Annotated in this window: 14 protein-coding genes; 7 read left to right on the top strand and 7 right to left on the bottom strand. The window is 63.2% G+C overall.

Annotation, left to right across the window (positions count from 1 at the left end):
• Positions 1–47: 47 nt before the first annotated feature.
• From cphA to AC3RCG_RS21855, 5 genes are all read left to right on the top strand, one after another.
• On the top strand, positions 48–2,618 hold the full coding sequence (cphA, locus tag AC3RCG_RS21835; RefSeq protein ID WP_070221408.1) for a cyanophycin synthetase: 2,571 nt from the start codon (positions 48–50) through the stop codon (positions 2,616–2,618).
• A gap of 282 nt (positions 2,619–2,900) precedes the next feature.
• A complete protein-coding gene (locus tag AC3RCG_RS21840; RefSeq protein WP_492402014.1) occupies positions 2,901–5,567 on the top strand; it encodes a TonB-dependent receptor in 2,667 nt (888 codons plus the stop codon).
• Between the two features lie 304 nt (positions 5,568–5,871).
• Positions 5,872–6,156 (top strand): hypothetical protein, encoded by a 285-nt coding sequence (locus AC3RCG_RS21845; protein WP_139143546.1) that lies wholly within the window; start codon positions 5,872–5,874, stop codon positions 6,154–6,156.
• A 44-nt stretch (positions 6,157–6,200) separates the two neighbouring features.
• Positions 6,201–7,097 (top strand): MurR/RpiR family transcriptional regulator, encoded by an 897-nt coding sequence (locus AC3RCG_RS21850; RefSeq protein ID WP_492402013.1) that lies wholly within the window; start codon positions 6,201–6,203, stop codon positions 7,095–7,097.
• A gap of 83 nt (positions 7,098–7,180) precedes the next feature.
• The gene (locus tag AC3RCG_RS21855) at positions 7,181–8,503 is read left to right on the top strand and encodes an aspartate aminotransferase family protein (protein WP_492402011.1); all 1,323 of its coding nucleotides are present in this window, start codon (positions 7,181–7,183) and stop codon (positions 8,501–8,503) included.
• Here AC3RCG_RS21855 and AC3RCG_RS21860 read toward each other — a convergent pair.
• The 6 genes from AC3RCG_RS21860 to tssF all read right to left on the bottom strand — a co-directional run bounded on the left by AC3RCG_RS21860 (position 8,500) and on the right by tssF (position 18,082).
• On the bottom strand, positions 8,500–8,763 hold the full coding sequence (locus tag AC3RCG_RS21860) for a PAAR domain-containing protein (RefSeq protein ID WP_070221412.1): 264 nt from the start codon (positions 8,761–8,763) through the stop codon (positions 8,500–8,502). The genes AC3RCG_RS21855 and AC3RCG_RS21860 overlap by 4 nt on opposite strands.
• Before the next feature lie 19 nt (positions 8,764–8,782).
• Complete coding sequence (locus AC3RCG_RS21865; RefSeq protein WP_492402010.1) at positions 8,783–9,598, bottom strand: hypothetical protein; 816 nt, start codon at positions 9,596–9,598, stop codon at positions 8,783–8,785.
• Positions 9,599–10,193: 595 nt separating this feature from the next.
• Entirely contained in the window at positions 10,194–12,443 is a 2,250-nt protein-coding gene (locus tag AC3RCG_RS21870) for a T6SS effector phospholipase Tle3 domain-containing protein (RefSeq protein ID WP_070311017.1), read from the bottom strand.
• Between the two features lie 24 nt (positions 12,444–12,467).
• Positions 12,468–15,212 (bottom strand): type VI secretion system Vgr family protein, encoded by a 2,745-nt coding sequence (locus AC3RCG_RS21875; RefSeq protein WP_492402009.1) that lies wholly within the window; start codon positions 15,210–15,212, stop codon positions 12,468–12,470.
• Positions 15,213–15,260: 48 nt separating this feature from the next.
• Positions 15,261–16,289, bottom strand: coding sequence for a type VI secretion system baseplate subunit TssG (gene tssG, locus AC3RCG_RS21880; RefSeq protein WP_083286936.1), 1,029 nt, complete (start codon positions 16,287–16,289; stop codon positions 15,261–15,263).
• Complete coding sequence (gene tssF, locus AC3RCG_RS21885) at positions 16,250–18,082, bottom strand: type VI secretion system baseplate subunit TssF (RefSeq protein WP_492402008.1); 1,833 nt, start codon at positions 18,080–18,082, stop codon at positions 16,250–16,252. The genes tssG and tssF overlap by 40 nt, the downstream gene beginning before the upstream one ends.
• A gap of 291 nt (positions 18,083–18,373) precedes the next feature.
• Here tssF and AC3RCG_RS21890 point away from each other — a divergent pair, with 291 nt between their 5' ends.
• Entirely contained in the window at positions 18,374–20,608 is a 2,235-nt protein-coding gene (locus tag AC3RCG_RS21890) for a serine/threonine protein kinase (protein WP_492402006.1), read from the top strand.
• A 17-nt stretch (positions 20,609–20,625) separates the two neighbouring features.
• Positions 20,626–21,162 carry a hypothetical protein gene (locus AC3RCG_RS21895; protein ID WP_070221418.1) on the top strand — a complete coding sequence of 179 codons (537 nt, stop codon included), beginning with the start codon at positions 20,626–20,628 and terminating at the stop codon, positions 21,160–21,162.
• Positions 21,163–21,447: 285 nt separating this feature from the next.
• On the opposite strand, the gene AC3RCG_RS21900 is transcribed toward AC3RCG_RS21895, so the two are convergent.
• Entirely contained in the window at positions 21,448–21,762 is a 315-nt protein-coding gene (locus tag AC3RCG_RS21900; RefSeq protein ID WP_492402004.1) for a hypothetical protein, read from the bottom strand.
• Between the last annotated feature and the right edge of the window lie 238 nt (positions 21,763–22,000).

Below are 22,000 nucleotides of genomic sequence, written 5' to 3' on the forward strand. Positions count from 1 at the left end.
CGGCTACGGCCGGGCCCACAAGAACACAACAGGATTACGGTTTAATTATGGAAGTATCTCGCGTACGGGCCTTGCGGGGCCCTAACCTCTGGAGCCACGACACCGCCGTGGAAGCCATTGTTTCCTGCACCACGCAGGAACTCGACATCGCCCAGCTGCCCGGCTTCGAAGCCCGCCTGCGCGCACTCTTTCCGCAACTGAGCCCGCTGCAACCGCTGGGCAATTACAACGCCGCGCCGATGGCGCAGGTGCTGGAACTGGCGGCGCTGGGCCTGCAGGCGCAAGCCGGCTGCCCCGTCACCTTCAGCCGCACCACGCCGACCCTGGAAACGGGCATCTTCCAGGTCGTCGTCGAATACTCGGAAGAAGCCGTCGGCCGCCTGGCCCTGGAACTGGCGCAGCAGCTGTGCCGCGCCGCGCTCGACGATGCGCCGTTCGACCTGGCCGGCGCCCTGCACCAGCTGCAGGAACTCGATGAAGACGTGCGCCTGGGCCCTTCGACGGGCGCCATCGTCAACGCCGCCGTGGCCCGCAACATCCCGTTCCGCCGCCTGACCGAAGGCAGCCTGGTGACGTTCGGCTGGGGCAGCAAGCAGCGCAAGATCCAGGCCGCCGAAATGGACGGCACCAGCGCGATTGCCGAAGCCATCGCGCAGGACAAGGAACTGACGAAAAAACTGCTCGATTCGGCCGGCGTGCCCGTGCCGCAAGGCCGTGTCGCCGTCGACGCGGACGACGCCTGGGCCGCCGCCTGCGAGATCGGCCTGCCCGTCGTCGTGAAACCGAAGGATGGCAACCAGGGCAAGGGCGTTACCGTCAATGTCACCACGCGCGAGCAGCTGACGGCCGGCTTCCTCGCGGCGCAGGAATTCCGCGACGACATCCTCGTCGAACGCTATCTGCCGGGCCACGATTTCCGCTTGCTCGTCATCGGCAACAAGATGGTGGCAGCGGCCCGCCGCGACCCGCCGCAAGTCGTGGGCGACGGCCAGCACACGGTGCGCGAACTGGTCGACCAGGTCAACCTGGACCCGCGCCGCGGCAGCGGCCACGCCACCTCGCTGACGAAAATCCGCTTCGACGACATCGCCCTGGCCAGCCTGGCCAAGCAGGGCTACGTGGCCGACTCCGTGCCGCCCGTGGGCCAGCGCGTGATCTTGCGCAATAACGCCAACCTGTCGACGGGCGGCTCGGCCACCGACGTCACCGTCGACGTGCATCCGGAAGTGGCGGCGCGCGCCGTCGCGGCCGCGCACATGGTGGGCCTCGATATCTGCGGCGTGGACGTCGTTTCCGACAGCATTCTGAAACCGCTGGAAGAGCAGAACGCCGGCATTGTCGAAGTCAACGCAGCACCGGGTTTGCGCATGCACCTGGCGCCGTCGTTCGGCAAGCCGCGTCCCGTCGGCGAAGCCATCATCGCCGCCATGTTCGCCGAAGGCGACGATGGCCGCATTCCCGTCGTCGCCGTCACCGGCACCAACGGCAAGACCACCACCGTGCGCCTGATCGCCCACCTGCTGACCACCTCCGGCCTGCGCACCGGCATGACGAACACGGATGGCGTGTACATCGAAGGACGCCAGATCGACAGCGGCGACTGCAGCGGCCCGCGCAGCGCGCGCAACGTGCTGCTGCACCCGGACGTGGACGCGGCCGTATTCGAGACGGCGCGCGGCGGCATGCTGCGCGAAGGCCTGGCCTTCGACCGCTGCCAGGTCGCCGTGGTGACGAATATCGGCGCGGGCGACCACCTGGGCCTGAACTACATCACCACCGTGGAAGACCTGGCGGTATTGAAGCGCGTGATCGTGCAGAACGTGGCTGACAGCGGCGTGGCCGTGCTGAACGCCACCGACCCGGCCGTGGCCCGCATGGCCAAGAATTGCAGCGGCACGGTGACCTTCTTCGCCGCCGACAAGACGCATCCCGTGATGGCCACGCACCGCGCGCAGGGCAACCGCGTCGTGTACGTGGAAGACGGCAAGCTGGTCGCGGCGCAAGGCAAGGAACGCCACGAAATCGCCCTGTCGCAAGTGCCCATCACGCGCAACGGCGCCATCGGCTTCCAGGTCGACAACGTCATGGCGTCGCTGGCCGCCGCCTGGGCCGTGGGCCTGGACTGGAAAACCATCGCGCTGGGCCTGAAAACCTTTGCCAATGAAGCCGACAACGCGCCGGGCCGCTTCAACGTGTTCGACTATCGTGGCGCCACGCTGATCGCCGACTACGGCCACAATCCGGACGCCATCCTGGCGCTGGTGCAGGCCGTCGAAAGCATGCCGGCCAAGCGCCGCTCGGTGGTCATCAGCGGCGCCGGCGACCGCCGCGACGAAGACATCCGTCAGCAGACGGAAATCCTCGGCGCCGCCTTCGACGACGTGCTGCTGTACCAGGACCAGTGCCAGCGCGGCCGCGCCGACGGTGAAGTCGTGGCCTTGCTGCGCCAGGGCCTGGACGGCGCCAAGCGCACCAGCCATATCGATGAAATCAACGGCGAATTCGTCGCCATCGACAAGGCCCTGGCGCGTTTGAGCGAAGGCGATCTGTGCCTGATCCTGATCGACCAGGTGGAAGAAGCGCTGGCGCACATCGCCAAGCGCGTCGCCGAAGCGTAAGCGCGCCAACTGCGCACAAGGGCGGCCTGCGGGCCGCCTTTTTTTTCGCTCCTGCGCGGCCGGCGCACCGGCGCGCATTTCATCGGCAGCGAACAGCGATGCCTGGGTGCGCCGCCAGGGCGCATGAATGCAGCAGGGATACCGGAATTGATATTGACTTCGCAAAAGAAGTCATTTGTGGGGCAAAGTCATTCCCACCTACCATGTTTCTTGAGCAGGTTCCAGCTCTGGCGGCGACTGCCGCAGCGTTCTCAACATAACTAAAATACAGGTGGAGACAAGATGAAGCAATCGATGGCAACGGGCACCCGCACGTCCCGGCACAACACACGTCTGACCTTGAAGGCCACAGTGGCCGCGCTGGCCGGCGCCGGCCTGCTGAGCAGCGCGTCCGTCTGGGCGCAACAGGCGCCCGCCGCGGAAACACCAGCGGCAGAAGTGGTAGAAACAGCACCGGCGGCAGCGCCAGCCGACAGCGGCATCGCCGTCGTCGCCGTCACGGGCGTGCGCAGGGCGGCACAGAGCGCGCAGACGATCAAGAAAAACAACGACCAGGTGGTCGACTCCATCGTCGCCGATGAAATCGGCAAATTCCCCGACAAGAACGTGGCCGAAATCCTCGGCCGCGTGACGGGCGTGCAGATCCGCCGCGAAAGCGGCGAGGCGGGCACCGTCATCATCCGCGGCTTGCCCGGCGTGGTGACCCTGCTCAACGGCCGCGAGATGTTCACCTCGGTGGGCCGCAGCCTGTACCTGGCCGACATTCCGACGGCCATGTTGCAGCGCGTGGACGTGTACAAATCGCAGGGCGCCGACATGGTCGAAGGCGGCACGGCCGGCGTGATCGACGTGCGCACCAACCGCCCGTTCGACTTCAAGGGCTTTACGGCATCGGGCAATGTGCGCGCCGAACACCGCGACAAGGCCGGCTCGACGGACCCGAACGTCAGCGGCATGGTCTCGAACCGCTGGAAGACCCCATACGGCGAATTCGGCGCCCTGCTCGGCCTGTCCTACCAGCGCGGCAGATACTATGACGAGACGATCTGGAACGCCGAACCCGTCAAACGCCCCGAAGCGGGCAACATCACGGGCCCCGATTCCGTCGGCATGATCCCGACCGTGGGCGACCGCAAGCGCTACGCGGCCAATGCCGCTTTCCAGTGGCGCCCGAACTCGCAGGTGGAAGTGTATGCGGAAGGCATGTCGACCCTGATCAAGCATGCGTTCGACAGCCAGTTCTTCGTCGGTTCGCTGCCCTGGGGCCAGAACCCGGACATCACCCTGATCCCCGGTACCAGCCAGGCGGCCACGGTGGGCAAGATCGACGGCCCGTGGTCGCCGTTTACCCTCGGTTCGACACAGGCGCGGCGCGACCGCTCGATCGGTTCGCAAGGCGCCATCGGCGCGCGCTGGGACATCACGCCGCAGCTACGCGCCACCACGGAGCTGGCGCGCACGGTGAGCAACTTCGAGCGCGAATTTCCCATCCTCGACTTCCTCGCCCACCCGACCAGCGTGATCGGCAGCACGAATGTGAACGGCGGCGCGCAGATCAGCTACCCCGGCTACAACATGCTGGACCCGAAGAACTACACGCTGCTCGGCTTCTACGATAACCACAGCCACGACGAAGGCAGCTCGACCGACTGGCGCGGCGACCTTACCTACGACATGGACAGCACGGGCTTTTTCCGCGAATTTTCGGGCGGCGTGCGCCTGGCCAAGCGCAAGGCCGAATCGATCCGCGAAAAAAATGGCCAGGGCGGGTTGATGTCGATTATGACTGCGGACGCGATTCCCGGCCTGGCTTGCGCCTCGCACGAGAACACGGGCAACTTCGGCCTGCAAAGCTGGCTCACGCCCTGCCGCGACTTCATGCTCAACAACACGGCCGCGCTGCGCCAGCTGTTTACGGGCAGCAGCGAACGCAGCCCGGACGATCCGATGACCCACTACAAGGATGTGGAAAAAACCAATGCCGTCTACGGCAAGGCGCGCATCGGCTTTGACCTGGCGCAGGTACCGGTCGATGGCACGCTGGGCGTGCGCGTGGTGCAGACCAAGCAGGACTTGCAAGGCAATTCCTCGCAAAACGGCATCGTCACGCCCGTGCGCGTGAAGACGTCGGATACGGACGTGCTGCCCAGCCTGACCCTGAAAGCCCTGCTGCGCCAGGACCTGATCGCCCGCCTGACCGCCGGCAAAGCCGTGCAGCGCCCGAACTTCGCCGACTTCAACCCCGGCGTGAGCCTGGGCCAGAGCCTGGAAATGGTGCGCCCGACTGGCAGCGGCGGCAATCCCGACCTCAAACCCGTGGAAGGCAAGAACCTCGATGCAGCGCTGGAATGGTATTTCGCCCAGACGGGTTCCGTCACGGCCACCGTGTTCCGCCACAATTTCAAGAACTACATCCTCTCCGGCTCGGCCAAGGAAACGTACGGCGGCATCGAGTACGACATCACGCGTCCGCGCAACACCTCGAAGGGCCATCTGCAAGGTCTGGAAATGGCTTACCAGCAGTTCTACGACAAGCTGCCCGGCTGGATGAGCGGACTGGGCCTGCAGGCGAACGCCACCTACATGACGGGCGAGCTGGAAGAGTTGAATGGCAGCGTGCACCCGTTCACGGGCATGTCGAAGTGGTCGGCCAATATCGTCGGCCTGTACGAACAGGGACCGTGGTCGGCGCGCCTGGCCTACAGCTGGCGCGACAAATATGTCGACGACTACAACTACCGCGGCAAGGGCATCCACCTGACCGTGGCGCCGACCAAGACCCTGGACGCATCGGTCTCGTACAAGCTCAACCCGAACACCACGGTAACGCTGGACGCGAACAACCTGCTCGACTCGACCTACCGCGACTACCACGACACGCCCGACTATGTGCGCGATGTGCGGCGCTATGACAAGGTCGTCGGTTTGTCCGTCCGCTGGAGCTACTAGTGGACACCTGACCAAACCGGCTGCGCGGCGCGCTTTGCGGCCGGCGATGCTCACGGCACTACAGTGCCGTTGCGCTTCTCGGCCACAAATCACTGCCGCTCGCGATGGTTTTGTCAGGCGTCGAGACGTTGTTAAAAACAATATACCTTTCTTCCTTCGAGGGTTTTCAGCGCCAGCCGGCAACGGTTGGCGTTTTTTTTGCTTTGTGGAATCTATCCGCCATAGGAATTGATCTGGCGCAAAGTGGTGGCGCCCGGGCGCTTTTATGCTGGCAGCTTGACCAGCGAACCCGGCGGGGGACAGCATGCGCGATGCACGGCACGTCGATATACAGTTATTTCAACCCGACATCCCGGTACGGCTCGACATGCGCACGGCGGCGCTGGTCGAACATGCGCTGGCCTTGCAGGAAATGGCCGGCACGGGCGCCGCCGCCCTGTTTTTGCATTGCCACGACGTGCCGCTGCCCACCGCCTTGCGCGTGCTGACGACGGGACCGCGCCGCAAACCGGCCGGGCCGCATCTGTTTGCCCGCCTGCGTCCGCGCACGGCCGCCCGGGTGCAGGGCGCGCCGCTACCGGCGCGCTGACGAATCCTGTACCATCGCCGCAACCTATCAAATGAGGCACGGCGATGCAGGCAGCGACACCCTACGATTCCTATGCGGCACTGATGGACCTGATCAAGGCGCGCCATGCGGAACTGAGCCCGCAATTCCAGGCCGGTGCCCGCTACCTGGCCGACCATCCGGACGAAGTGGCCGTCTCATCGATGCGCAGCATCGCCGCGCGCGCGCAGGTGCAGTCGGCCGCCCTCGTGCGCCTGGCGCAGCAGCTGGGCTTTGCCGGCTGGCCCGAACTGAAAGCCATCTTCGTCGAACGCCTGCGCGCGGGCCAGGCCGGCTATGCGGCAAAGGCGGGCGCGCTGGCCGGCAAAGAGGGGAAAGAGCGCGACCTGGTCACGGAAGTGTTCACGGCGCAGCAGCGCAACCTGGCCGCCACGGAAAGCGCCAACCACACCGCCCTGGACACGGCCGCCAGCCTGCTGCAGGCGGCACCCCGCGTGCACGTGGCCGGCTTTCGCGCCGCCCATCCGATCGCCTACACCCTGCACTACCTGTACCGGCTGGTGCGCCCCAGCGTGCAGCTGCTGAGCGGCCAGGGCGGCACCCTGGAAATGGACTTGCGCGCCCTGCAGGCGGGCGAAGCCGTCGTCATCGTCAGCTTCGCGCCGTATTCGAGCGAAGCGCTGCTGGTGGCGCAGGCGGCGCGCCAGGCCGGCTGCCAGGTCGTCGCCATCAGCGACAGCGCCATGTCGCCGCTGGCCCTGCAGGCAGACGCCAGCATCGTCATCGCCGTCGACAGCCCCTCGTTCTTCCCTTCCATCGTGGCCGGCGTCGCTGCCGTGGAAAGCCTGGTGGAATTGCTGGTGGCGCGCGCGGGGCCGGATGCCGTCACGGCCATCGGCGCGGCGGAAAGCCAGCTGCGGGCGCTGGGCGCCTATGCAAAAACATCGAATGATGCAAATTAAAACAAAATACATCAATCGTTGCAATGCGGCGCAACGCCTCCTATAATCGGCCATTCCCCCTTTGCCGATAAGAAAGCGATGCCATGAGCCATGTCTTCCACCGCAGCCTGACCGCCACCTACCCTGTCGCCGCGGGCGGCGACGGTCCCTACCTGATCGATGCCGACGGCAAGCGCTACCTGGACGCCTGCGGTGGCGCCGCCGTCTCTTGCCTCGGCCATTCGGATGCGGCCGTGACCGCCGCCGTGCAGCGGCAGATTGCCACGATGGCGTACGCGCACAGCGCGTTTTTCACCAGCGCACCGATGGAGCAGCTGGCCGATTTTCTCGTCGCGCGGGCGCCAGACGGCATCGACAGCGTGTATTTCGTCTCGGGCGGTTCGGAAGCGGTGGAAAGCGCGCTGAAAATGGCGCGCCAGTATTTCGTCGAGCGGGGCCAGCCGCAGCGCCGCCACGTCATCGCGCGCCGCCAGAGCTATCACGGCAACACCCTGGGCGCGCTGGCCACAGGCGGCAACGCCTGGCGCCGCCAGCAGTTCGAACCGCTGCTGATTGGCGTGACCCACGTATCACCCTGCTATGCCTGGCGCGACCAGCAGGCGCATGAAACGGATGCTGATTACGTGGCGCGCCTGGGCCAGGAGCTGGAAGACCATATCGCCGCACTGGGCGCGGAGAACGTCATGGCCTTCATCGCCGAGCCCGTCGTCGGCGCCACGGCCGGCGCCCTGCCCGCCGTCGCCGGCTATTTTGCGCGCATGCGCGCCATCTGCCAGCGCCACGGCATCCTCCTGATCCTCGACGAAGTCATGTGCGGCATGGGGCGCACGGGCAGCCTGTTCGCCTGCGAGCAGGAAGCCATCACTGCCGACCTGATCTGCATCGCCAAGGGCCTGGGCGCCGGCTACCAGCCCATCGGCGCCGTGATGGTGTCGAAGGACATCCGCGAGACCATCCGCGCCGGCACGGGCTTCTTCCAGCACGGCCACACGTATATCGGCCACGCCACGGCCTGCGCCGCCGCCCTGGCCGTGCAGCGGCAGATCGAGGAGCGCGATTTATTGGCCAACGTGCGCGCCATGGGCAGCTTGCTGCAGGAGCGGCTGCGCCAGCGTTTCGGCGAGCACCCGCACGTGGGCGACATCCGCGGCCGCGGCCTGTTCCTGGGGCTGGAACTGGTGCAGGAGCGCGCCGGCAAGCAGCCGTTCGACCCGGCCCGCCGCCTGCACGCGCGCATCAAGGCGCAAGCCATGCAGAACGGGCTGATGTGCTACCCCATGGGCGGCACCATCGACGGCCTGCACGGCGACCACATCCTGCTGGCGCCGCCCTACATCATCGACACCAGCCACGTCGAGGAAATCGTTGACAAGATGGGCATGGCCATCGACGCCTGCATCAGCTAAGGCCGCCCACTGTTGCCCACGGTAGAGATCAGGCTGGCGCCGCAGCTCGTCTTGTGCCCCTCGAAGGCCACGGGCACGCCATCGATCAGCACCTGCGGATCGCCCTCGGCGATCACGCAGCGCACATGGCCCTTGATCGGGCAGACGCAAGGGTCGCCCTTGCGCGCCACGGCCACGCCCAGCACCGTGCTGTTCGGCGCCGCGCCTACCACCTTGCCGCCGTGGCTGGTGGGGTCGTTCAAGCGGATCACGCCGCGCATATTGCCTCCTGATCGCGTTTCACTGTGAAAACCCCTGGTAATACTCGGGCGCATCGTGGCGCAAGCCCCACCAGGGCAGATATGCATGGTTGCCGCTGCGCGCGCGGAACCACGGTTTGTCGGGCCGGATCGGCCGCACGACGGCGGGCGGCGCCACCACCAGCGCCACGGGGGCAAGCAGGTCGCTGGTGCCGGCCACCAGCACGGGTTTACCGAAATGGTGCGCGTAAGCGATGCCCAGCGCCACGTTCGTCAGCGCCGTGCCCGCGCCCGTCTCGCCCAGCACGGCCGTCAGATTGAAGCTTTGCTTCAGCAGATCGAATTCCGGCAATTGCACGGTAAGCGTCTGCGCCAGCGCAGCGAGCCGCGCGGACGAATCCTGATGCGTATTGCCAGCGTCGTGGATGACATAACCGATCCCGGTCTCCGCTTGATTGGCCTTAGCCGCAGCCTCTTCGATGGCCGCCGTCCACGCCTGCACCAGTCGCGGCGGTTCGCCCTTTTTGACTTCAAAATCGGCAACCTTCTTGGCACTCGGATAGCCGAGCCACGCCAGCGGCGCCCGCTCCGTCTTGTAGTCGGGACCGGCCAGCACCAGCAGCACGAGGTTCTCGTTGATCTGCCGGTCCAGGGGACGGCTGGGCGCATCCCAATTCATGGCCCAGACGGTTTCCTTGGGGTGGGTTTGCAGATAGTCGAGCGCGGCGGAAAGTGACGTGAAACCGGCGTTGGGGCCGCCCATGGTGACGCGGACGTCGGGTGGGGTGGAGCGGGTCCACAGGGTGGGAGAGTGGATGTTGCCGATGCTAAAAGTCCTTGCAACTCTTTTGCGCACAAATGCTATCGTTTCGACCGGATCGAGCTTACCTTCTGGCAGGGCATATTCGATATGAATACCAGCCAACTCTCGCCAGCGTGATTTGTCCTCGGCTGAATGAACGTTATAAAAATATTCCGAGTCGGAGTAATACACATCATGGTACAAGTTCATTAACTCATTAATGTATTTTTCATGGTATCCATCGAAAGTTTCAGAGCCTTCATTACCTATAGCAATGGAGGCAATACTCTGCAACTTAGAATATTTTTCAGGTTTTTCTTTTACCATATCATCGTTCGGATTAGGCCGTGCCAGGCCAAGGGTCCAAAGTAGCTGCCATTCAGTGGGATAGTCTCTACGATGCAAAGGATTTAACCATTGCAACCCGACTACCTGAGCCAGAAATGGTCTCTGCACTAAAGATCCATCAATAGGAACGACAGGAGTCACTATGTTTGCCGATGTACGTAAACGGGCGCAAGCTGACAAAACTAAAACAATCAAAAACGCACCGAGTATAGATAACAATATAGATCTAGCCATGACATGATCTCCAACAAGATAAATATTTACTTAATATTTAGGAATTTATATGAAATGTGATTTCTCTTTATAAAAATGCTCGTTCACCGAAATTAGGACGAGAATCAAGAGCAGGGTTCTCTCTCACGTCAACTATGGATACAGGAAGATTTCCTTCTCCACCAGTCTGCTGAGACCATTGAGTAATGGTCAAACCATGCAATTTCCCATCATTAAAATATTCTTCGAACAATTTAGCGGATTCAGTATTATTTAGTGCCCTCAACAACCGCCAATCCGCCGCCACCCTCAACTTGCGCAGCTGGTCCGGCTTGATGCGGCACACGCCCACCGCCACGTCATACGCAAGCGCCCGCTCTGAGTGCATGGGGTTGGTCAGGATGGTGGAATGGTCGGTGGCGTAGGCGCCGGCCTGACTGGACATCATTTCCCCTACCCGCGTGCTGCGCCATTGCAGGTACTCGGCGTCGGGCGTGGCGTTGGGCATTTCCTGTTGCACTTTTTGACCCTCGGGACTTTTCCCTTCCCGTACGGCTTGCGCGCGTATCACCGCGCGCTGCTCGAATCGCAGGCGCGCCTCGTCATCGGCCGTGCCCCTGGCCCTGTCCATGCGTTTGGCTTCGTTTTTCCCAGCCAGCCCCTGCAAGCCGCCGGGCGGAATCTCATGATCGGCAAGGTAATCGTCGCCGGGCGCGCGTTGCTTGCCGGCCTGGCGCGATTCGCCGGGCGGCTCGTAGCCTTCGTCGAATTCCTCGCTGGTCTGGCCAAAGCGCAAGGACTGCGGCTTAAAGGGCGGCAGCAAGTCGGGCGCGTTCAGTTCGATTTTCCAATCTTTGTGGGGCGAGGCATTGCAGGGGCTGCGAGCCAGGCCCGTGGCCACGATGAACAGGGGCGCAAACCCGACCGTCAGGATGGTGGACAAGCGGCTCTCCTGACTGGCCTCGACGCCCTGTTTAATGGAATACGACGCATATTTCTGCGCCGGAAACCAGAAATCGTTGCCGCCCGACGCAGGCTTGCGCCAGTGATCGCGCCAGTAGTGATAGCTGCCCTGCTTGCCCACCTCAAAACCCTGGGCAAACACGCGCTGCACGCACACGCCTGCCGCCTCGGTGGCAGCCAGTTCGCCGCCGTCCTTGCCGTCCTTGGCCAGCGAACCCGACAGGCCGCGCCAGCCGATGCCCTCGATGGCCACGGACGACACCACCACATCGTGCGGATTGCAATAGATGGTCACCCTGCCATACGATGATTTCTTGCCGCCCCGGGCGGCGCCGGCAATCCCGTATTGCTCGCGGTCCGCCGCGGCGGAAAAACCGTGCTCCAGATTGGCCATGCAGCGGTCGATTTCCTCGTCCGTCTGCACCTCGCCCAGGCTGGCGCGCTGGCCGATGATGGCAAAGAAGTTTTTCAAGGTGGCGATGCGCGCCTGCACCGTCACCCTGCCCGTGCTGCCGTCCGCCGCGCGCAGGTTGCCGGCCACCCAGTTCTCGGCGCTATTGCATTTCGCCAGGCTGTACGGCGAATTACAAATCACATAGTTGTCGGCCACGCAGGGAACGCCATCCACCTTGGGCAGACGGGTGCCCAGAAAGGCCGCCGCCATCGCCACCATCGTGCCCTGGCTGTGGCACACGATGGTGACGGGCACGTCGGCCTGCTGTTGGCGGATGGCTTCGACCAGCTTGGCCAGGCGGTAGGCGGCCAGCACGAAATACGGGCGCGGCGGGCAGCTGTACACTTGCCGTTCCGGGAAGGGATTCATGTGCTGGATGGTGTTCCACAAGAATAAACCCTCGCTCAGCCCGTCCTTCCACAGGTCGGCCAGCGCGCTGCAGCCATTGGCAAACGGCCCGCCACCCCAGTAATTGTCTTCGTTCAGGTAGATGCACTTGCCGTATTGCTGCAGTTCCTCGCCGGAAGCCTTGTAGCCCCAGCGAAAACGGATCACGGGAGAAAAAGTGCCGGCATCGCGGATCAAGGTATCGGCCGACATCTCCGGATGGAGAAAGCCTTCGGCCGTGATTTCGGCGCCATAGCTGACCGGCTTCAGTTCGCCGCCTTCCACGCCACGGTGCTGCATATGATGGCAGGAACGCTTGAGGCGTTCGTTGAGGCCGTTGCACAGTCCCTCTTCGGCCGCCGCGTACCACTCGCCATCGGAATTGACGCCGTGCACGAAGATCACGATGCCGGGCAGCGGCAGTTGCTGCAGCGTGTCCCGGTCGCTGCTCTGGAAATTGGCGTTGCAGGAAAACTGACCGAGGATATCGATTTCGGGGTCGTCGCACAGCGGCGGGTGGGGATCGAATTGCATGGTGTGCTCTCCAGTGACGGGGGTTCAGGAACGGCGGCGGAAGAAAAATCCCTTCAGCCGCTGCAGGTGGTCGGTCGCCACCTTCGGCCCGCGCCCGTCGGCACCGCTGACGCCCGTCAAGGGACTGTCGCCTTCGCGCTCGATGTGCACTTCCACGCCTTCGACGGGCAAGCCGTCGGTGGGACGCAGCAAGCGCGGCACGCGGCCCAGCTCGCCTTCGCCGAAGGTGGGCAGTTCCGCCTTCATGCTGGCCGGGCCGCTCCAGTGGTGGCCATCGGTCTTCACCGTCAGTGCGCCGGGACCGCCCAGTTCCACCGCGCCGCCGGACAGTTTCAGGTAGGCGCCACCCGCCGTCATGAAGGTGATTTCGTCCTGCGCCATGCCGACCAGGCGCGTGCCGGCCGTCAGGCGGATGTCCTTGGCGGCGTCCGCCTGCAGCAGGTCGTGCTGGCTTTGCAGAAAAAATTTGCCGAAATGGGCCACCTGCACGATGCCATCCTGGTGCGCGAACAGGGAAATGCCCTTGCCCCCGTTGACGTTGCAGCGCTGGGCCGCGCTCAGTTGCAGATGCTGCTGGGCCACCATGTCGATATTCGCGCCCGCGTTGCCGGCAATGGTCCGGGGCGTGCTCAGCGCCACACCCTCGGGCGCCGTGATGCTGACGGCGGGCTGGTCGGCGGCAATCGCCGCTCCCAGCGCCTTGCTGCCGGCCGCGTCCAGCGCCAGTGCCTGGTGCTGGGCGGCAAACTCGCCCAAGGAGCTAAACAATTCCAGGCACTCCTTCATCACGGCGGCATGCTCGTTGCCGTCGAGCTGCTTGCCGCTGGCACCCAGCTGTTTCCAGGCCGAAATCAGCAGCGAGCGGGCCGTGCGCACGCTGCCGCTGGCGTCGCTGCGCAATTCAAAGCCGTCGCCGCGCTGCCGCCCTACGCCGTCGCTGCGCGGCTCGGTCAGGTAGCCGAGGTTCAATTGCGTGGCCGCCTGGTCGCTGGCCAGTTGCGCGCTGATTTGCGACGGCGTGTCGTCAAAGCACAGCTGGTTGCCGCGCCCGCCCCGCACTTCGCGGCTGCGCATGCCGGACAGATAACGGTTGCCCGGCAAGGCGCCGCGGCTGCTCAGGCCGGGTGGCGCGCCCACGGCGTTGTACAGCTGGCCCACGATGATGGGCCGGTCCGGGTCGCCGCCAAGAAAATCGATCAGCACTTCCGCGCCGATGCGTGGCAAGCTCAAGGTGCCGCATTGTTTGCCGCTGCCCGGGCCATTGCCGGTCCAGCTCGACGCCACGCGCACCCAGGCCGAATCGCGCTCCGTATCGGAAGCACCGGAACCGTTGGCATGCGCGTGGTCCGGCGCGCGCGTCGCAACAAAACGCACCTTGACGCGCCCCAGCGCATCGCAATGCACTTCCTCGCCGGCAGGCCCGACGACCAGCGCGCTTTGCAGGCGGACGACGGGGAAATCGCTGCGCGGATCAAAAGCGGGCACGATGGCGATGCCACGCCGCACGCAGGTAAAACGGTTGCGGTAGCGCAAAGCCGCCTGGCCATCGGCGCCGGCCCCTTGTGCCAGAGCGGCATCGCACTGCCAGCCGCTCTGTGCAAACAGGCGCCCGACCCTGGCATCGAGCCCTGTCGGCAAGTTATTGCTGGCAGCCACGCTCAAGGCCGTGATGACGAAACTGCGCTCGGCCACCGGGTGGCAGTCGATATCGGCATGCCCTTCCAGGCTGAACCATTGGCCCGCGCAAAAGTCGCGCACGCAGCCTTCTCCCTGGAAACACTTGCTGTCCATGTCGTGACGTGCCATCGCCAGCTGGCCCAATTGCCGCAATTCGTCATTGCTGCCGGCGGCCAGCGGCGGCTCCACGATATAGTCGTCGAGACTGGCCGCCAGGCGATTGCCATTCCCGCCCTGATCTGCTCCGCTGTGAGACTGCGTGGCCATGAACTGCGGACTGTGCGGGTGGCCATCGTCCCAGCTGTAGCATTCGAACTTTCCCGCTTGCAAGCGACGCACCGCACTCCAGGCCGTCACGGTATCCCTTTCCTCGGTGGCGTCGTCGCGGTGATAGCGTACCGTGCCGGCCGCATTTTCCGGCAGGCGGCTGGCGTCGTCGAACAGCAGCAGAGCATGCATGGGCATGGTGGTGGCGTTCGCGCTGGCGGTCGCTGCCGCCTGGAAACACCAGGCGATGCCGCGGCGCCTGAGCAGGCGGCGGATAAAGGCGGCATCGGATTCATTGTGCTGCATCGTGAATTCGCGCACGGGCAAGCTGCGCGCCGCCAGCGCCGCATCGATGGTGAGATCCAGGCTGGCGGCGAGCACGCTATTGCCCTGCCGCCACTCCTCAAACAGGAGCTGCACGATCTGCAATTCATGCTTGTTGCGAAACACGCGCGTGTTGACGCGTTTTTCCATCAACGCCAGGCCGTCGCGCAGCACCAGTTGATAGGTCGCCAGACCGCCATCGCTTTGCCCCGCGCTCGCTTCGGCGACGATGCCGCAGACCCTGCGCAGCTGCCCCTGGTCCGTCACGATCTGCAATTCGGCCGGCACGGCGATGAACTGTTTCAGCGGCAACCGCGCTTCGGTGGCGACGCACAGGATGCGGTATTCCAGGCCACCGCAGACGGCCTCGCTTCCGCTGATGCGCTGCGGCAGCAAGACATCCTCATTGCTGCCTTCCGGATAAGCGAGGCGCAGCCGCAAGGCTCGGTTACCAGCGGTCAAGGCCTTGTCCACGGCCAGCCATTGCGCGAAGTCTTCCATGGTTTTCTTCCTTCCAGCGGTCATCGGGGCACAATATGTATGGCGGTCTCAGGCGGAACCATCGAATCGTATGTCGTAATGCATGTCGTCACGGTCGCGAGCCGGCAGCTTGCCGGCCAGAAAGGCATCCTGCGCCAGGCAGGCGCCCATGCCCAGGACGCAGGTGCGCACGTCTTCCCGCCGCAGCACCAGGCGTATCTCGAAGCCCACGCCGGGCAAGCCGAACAGCGCCAGCATCTGGCGCAGGGCCAGCGCGCCCGTCCGGCCGGGCAAGAAATCCTCGTAGACACGGCGCTCCAACGGTCCCAGCACCAGGCGCACGCGCAAGTCGGCGCGCCGGCAGCGCTCGCCCAGCATGGCGCCGTGCCCCAGCCGGGCGTGCGCGGTGGCCAGCAGGGTGCGCTCCTGCGGCGCGCGCCGGAACCAGGCACCCACAAAACGCTGCATGCGCACGGGCACGCCAAAATACTCGGCCAGCACCGCCTGCATCACGTCGGCCGCCACGGGCCGATGCCGCAGCAAGGCCGCGTAATGGGCCAGCACATGCGCAGGCAAGCCATCCGCCTGCCGTGCCACCTCGGCAGGCCAGGCACCGGCCAGGGCCAGTTGCAGGGGCAGGAAATCGCCGCCGTTGGCGTCCATCTGGCATTCGATGCGGTAACGTGCCCAGGCCTGGTAAAACAGGGCCAGCGCGCGCTGCGACAGCGTATCGAGCCAGTCACGGGGACCGCCATCGCCCGTTTGCCGTTCGTGGCGGGCGAACGTTTCCGTGTAATGCAGCGGCAAGCTGCCATGCACGCCCAAAAAACCCAGCATTGCCGCTCGCACATGCACCTGCGTATGACCATCTGCTTCCTGCTCCAGCCACAGCTGTTCGATTTCTCCCGGCGCAAACGACAGCGATGCGCTGCCATGCAGGCGCAGGCAATCATCAAACACCTGCTCCTGCGAGATACCCTGCTGCATCAGCCAGGCAGACAGCAGCCGCACCGCCTGAAAGAAAGTGGTGCCGGACGGGTCGGCCAGCAGGCGCGCGACTACACCAGCGCCTGGTTTCCATTGCGGGGCAGGCAGCACAGCAACTCCTTTCCAGTCTTCTGCGACAAGACGATCAGGCGGGTAAACGAGCCCAGGTGCACGTACAGTCCGAGAAAACGTTCGATCACCTGGGCAAACGCATGCAAGCCGCTGCCGACAAAGGCTTCCTCATCGACGGATAGCAGGACGTCAATGCCGAACACCAGGCTGCCGCCCGCCTCGTCGTGCAGCCAGGTACTGGCGGCGCGCTGGCGCAGTCCGGTCATGCCCGCGATCTGGCGCGCGGCGCTGGCCGAACCGGGCAAGTTGTACAACTCGAGTATTTGCTTGAAGAGCGGCAAACCCTGCTCGCTCAGCGACTGATGATTCAGGGACAGTTGCGCGATCAGCCGCCAGTGCGACGCCACTCCCGCAGGGAAGCGGCCTGCAGCGCTGGGCTTGCGCAGCAGGCGCACCGGCAAGGCGCTGGCCATGCCGTCATGGCGCAAATCGCCAGCGGCATTGCCGAACACCAGGCGGCTGGGCAAATCGCGGTTGCTGCAGGTGAGCATGATGGACACCGTTTGCGTCGCGTCGTGCAGCGGCTGCATGGCGCCATCGACAAAGGCGATGCGCATGTCATAGCCGGGATTGCTCAGCGCCATGTCTTCGTCGCGCCGCGTCACCCAGTAGCGCCCCTGACGGCCGCCCGCCTCGCCGTGGCGCATCGAATAGAACGGGTGAAACGTGTCCAGCGTGGCACCCTGCGGCGTTTCACCGAGCACCTGCACACTGTCGACGCTGTGGATATCGTAGCAATGCGCCTGCCTGACCGATGGCAGCAGCACATGCTCAGCGCTCGTGTGCGTCAGGCGGATGGGATTGGCCGCCTGGCGGAACAGGTTGACGACGGGCGTGCATCCCAACACCAGATGCCTTGCCGACAGCGGCCGCAGGATGCGCGCGATATCCGTATCGACCTGCACCTCGGCCAGCAGCAGATGCACGGTGCAACGCCGGCACGCCGGAGGCAACAGGGGACGCATCGCGGCCATATCCAGGTCGACGAAATTGAATTTATCCGGGAAGGCAAACCATTCGCCCAGCAGGCGGTAAGCGGGATGCGATGCGGCCGGGGCCGGTATCAAGGCGTCTTCGGCGGAAAAACCGACCGGATGCAAGGGCACCGCGTCCAGCGCATGCCAGGCGCCATCGACTTCCACACAGGCGCGCCGGGTGCGCAGGAACAGGCTGTCGCGCAAGGTGGCGCAAAACGCAGGCTCGCCGTCGAGGAACAGACGCAGCATCGACAGCGGCAGCCCATCCAGCGTGGCTGTGGCGCCCGTCGCTTCGAGCGTGATGCTGATCGCCGCCCCCAAATCCGGCGTCAGGCGCAATGCGGGCGGCGCCGACACGATGGACTGAAAGCGCACGTCGGACAGGCGCAGCGGCGCCACGGCGACATCGTAGACAGTGGTGAACTTGCAGGTGACTCCCTGATGCTCGGCAGCATGCATGACTGTGCCGTGCGGGATCATGGCCGGCTCGGTCACCGTCGCAAGGTCGTTATCGATGCGGGCAATGGCGCAGGCAGGAAACGGGCGCAAATAATGGGGGAAATTCACTTCCAGCAAGGTTTCGCTGAAGGTGCCGAAACCATCAGCCAGCCGTTTGGCCGTACGTGCGTTGAACATGGCAAACGCCTGCAGCATGCGCGCCAGGTGCGGGTCGCCCGTGTCTCCGCCCTGGATGCCCAGCGCCCCCGCGATGGCCGGATAGCGCCGGGCAAACGCCTCGTTGTGCGCATGCAAGGTGCCCAGCTCGTGCTCGTAAAATTGCAACAACTCATCCATGCCAGCTCCCAACGCCTGACCCGCATATGTAGGTACAGCCCCATCAGCATTATTGAGGAAGCGGGGAAAAGGAAAATTGAGTTTGAACAAGATTGCAAGCATGAATCGGCAAGCAATGCCTTGCCCACGGCAGCAACTTTTGTTCACTCCTTGTCAATACCAATTGACTTATTCGAAACAATCGTTTTAAATCAGGAAGTTACTCAAAATCAATCATTTTGCGCACAAAGCCATCGCAATTCCCTTCCCGATGCCTGCTGCGCACCTTGATGCACTCTGAAGCCAAGGTATATGGAACTGCTCGACTCCCTGCGTCAGACCCCGTCGCAAGACGACACGATCAGCGGTCACTACGAAGTGCGCCGCTTGCTGGGTGAAGGCGGTTTCGGCCATGTATTCGAAGCGTGGGATTCCAAGCTGTGCCGTAGCGTGGCGCTGAAGCGCCTGAAACCGCAAGCCGATGTGCTGCATCCCGAAAAACTCATCAATGAAGCGCGCCTGGCCGCCTCGCTCAGGCATGCAGCCTTCGTACGCATTTTCGCCATCGAAGGCCAGGGCACGAGCCAGTCCATCGTCATGGAACTGGTCGAAGGCCAGACCCTGGGGCAATTCATGCACAGCGGCAAGGCTGACCTGCAGTCTGCGCTCGACATCGCCTACCAGATCGCCGACGCCATGGACGAGGCGCATGCGATGGACTTGGTCCATGGCGACCTGAAACCATCGAACCTGATGCTGGAAGCAAACGGCAGGGTGCGCATCCTCGACTTCGGCCTGGCGCGCCACATCGACCCGCAAGCCACACAAACGACCACCCTGTGCGACCTGCAGGGCACGATCGCCTACATGGCACCCGAACGCCTGATGGGCCGCCTGCCCGACACGCGCGGCGACGTGTATGCCTTGGGCGCCATGCTCTACGAAATGCTGGCCGGCCAGCGCCACTTCGCCCACCTGAACGGCCTGGCCCTGGCCGCCGCCCACATGCAGGCAACAGAACCGTGGCCCGACCTGCCGGACTCCGTCCCGCCCGCCATCAACGCCCTCGTGCGCGCGATGACGGCGCACGATCCGGCCGAACGGCCACGCACCATGCGCGACGTGCGCGAGGCGATAGGGGGGGGGCACAGAGAGACGACAACATTGGCAACACCTGTCGTGGCGACGCCACCGCCAGTAGATGTGGCGCCCGCAGTCTCCATCCGCTTGCCCATTCCACGCAAGCGCACATTACAAATCACTGCCGGGATTGCGCTGCTGGCTTTGGCTGCATGGCAAATGCCAATCATTTCTTCCACAGTGAAGTCATTCATCACAGCCAAAGAAGCGCCCGCACCTTTTTCGGAAATCGCCAGCATGGCAGCCGGTATGGAAGCTCTGCGGGTTTTCGACCGCGAGACCAGCCAGACGCAAGCGATCGAACATTTCAACACGGTACTCAAGCATAGTCCGCACAATGCGGCCGCAGCGGCAGGTCTCTCTCTCGCCTACAGCCTGCGCTATATTGGCGATGGCCGCGATGATACCTGGCTCCAGCGCGCCGATGCCAGTGCCCAGCAGGCCCTGATGTCCGACAATCAAGTGGCACTGGCCCATGTCGCCCATGCTTGGGTTCTGGATCTTCAAGGCAAGCAGGATGCGGCAATGCAGGCAACGGCGATTGCGCTCAATCTCGATCCACATAATATGCTGGGACTTGCAGGCAAAGCGCGCCTGTTGATACAGGCAAGTAAATTTGACTTGGCTCAAGTGACGCTGGACAAGGCCATCGAAATTTATCCACGCGAACGCCTTTTCCCTTTGCTCTTAGGCATGATGCGTTATCGTCAAACAGATTATGCAATGGCAGAGCAAGCCTTCCGCACCAGCATAAAACTGGACCCGCAATCGTCAAACGCCTACGCCTATCTGAATGCGGTTCTCCTACGCCAGAATCGCAATGATGAGGCACTTCAAGTACTTCAACAAGGCTTGCAACTACAACCGCATTGGGAGCTATACAGCAACCTTGGTACAAGCCTCTTTGCGAAAGGCGACTATTTAGGAGCAGTGCAGGCTTTTGAAAATGCAGTCTCATCCAATAAGGGTGGCCCTGGCATTTATATGCTTTGGGCTAACCTTGCCGATGCACAACGTTGGATCCCTGCACAAGCCGCCGCCTCCAAAAAATCTTATCAACGCGCAGTCACATTGCTCAAGCCGATATTGGCGCGCCAGCCTGACAATGCCACCTTTAACTCCCGTATGGCGCTGTACTCAGCCTATCTGGGAGAAAAAAAATATGCCATGGAACGGATGCGGCAAGCTATTTCAATTGCACCTGACAGCGCTGATGTCCATTTCAGAGCAGCCTTGACCCATGAGTTACTTGGCAATCGTACAGAAGCGATTCAGGCAGTGCTACATGCCTCCAAACTCGGCTACCCCATCAACCTGATCGATTCGGCCCCCGATCTGTTGAACCTGCGGCGAGATGCCCGCTACCAGCAATTTCTTATCAACATGGAAAGAGATAGTAAAAAATGACACTTGTAAGCCCTTGGATGAAGCTATCCGTACACTTCGATGCAGATCAAATCACCAACCAATTGGATTACAGCTTCACCTCGTGCGATGGAACGGCAGACCCCCGCCACGGTCCCTACATGGGCGGCGTACACTTCCAGAAAGGCCAGCACGTTTACCTCGACGTTACCTGCTGTGGCTCCAAGGAAAGCGGCTTCACCTCGTTCCAGATCGTCGACTGCTGCATCATCACCGTACCGCAATTGACGCAAATCGGTCCGAAAGTACCGACCGTGTACTCGCCGCCATCCCCATTCTTGCAAGCCGTGGGCGCCACCTATCATTTACCACTGGACTTCGAAATTCAGCAACTGCTGGGCGAACCGGAACTGCCGCCCCTGCACCGCATCCGCCAGGAGTGGAAACACAATCTGGACGTAGGCTATGCTGCCGGTCGCTGGGAATTGTCCTTCGTCATGACCGTGCGCATTATGCGCGGCGAAGACGTTCAACCGGAACTGCGCGTATTTTCTTTCGACCCGGAAAGTTCGGTCGGCGGTACCGTCGCTCTTTAAGGTCTGGCACCACTGGCTGAAACAGAAACGCATTACTGGAACAGGGCGCGAGCCCTTACGCGCCACTACCCTGTAAAACGCGAATGACGCCAGGCTTTATGTCAGCACACAAGCTAGTGTGCTGACCGTCAGTAGTAGACGCGTTGTTGGCTGGAGATATTCCTTCCTCGCAGGTATCTACTCCGCCTCGGCCGACTTTGAAAAATGGACGTGTCCCGCGACCTTCGCCAGTTCCAGTGCCAAATTTCAGTAATATGGATGGTGACATAACCATTCTGACGCCACTCACTTCCTTGTCCTGACCGCATCGAAATAAAAGCCGTTCCAATAGACCAGGATGCGGCCCGGTTCCTTCAAAAAGAGGTGGGTGCAGCAGACGTCGATCGCCGTGACCGGCTCGGGCAACCCCATGTTTGCCGAGCTCACATGCCCCTGCTCTCGAAACGAGCGCGCCAAGTCGTTGACGCTTCGCTTGTAGGTCGGCGATGCACACGCCGCTCCATTAAAAACGAACTTGTCCTTGGTGACCGCGACGGTTTTGCCGATCAACGCGCGCGCCTGCCGGTCCGACATCGAGGCGATGTCGGCGGCGTCGATCACCTTCGTCAACCGCTACTGGCCAAGGATGTCAACGTTGAGCTCGGCTCCGGCGCGCACGCCAGGAACTGACTCGGCATCCACAGCCGCCGTTCCGACGGATGCCCACACCAGCCCCACGAGGAAGAGCGCGAGACCACCTGCAATTTGCGGATCCTTCCAGGAACGGCGCTCAGCGACATGACTCTTCCTTTCGTGATGTGGTCCTGATGCTCTGTGGCCTTATGCTGCGTGCCTTTGG

This window comes from Janthinobacterium sp. GW823-FHT01H08 (assembly GCF_058797855.1).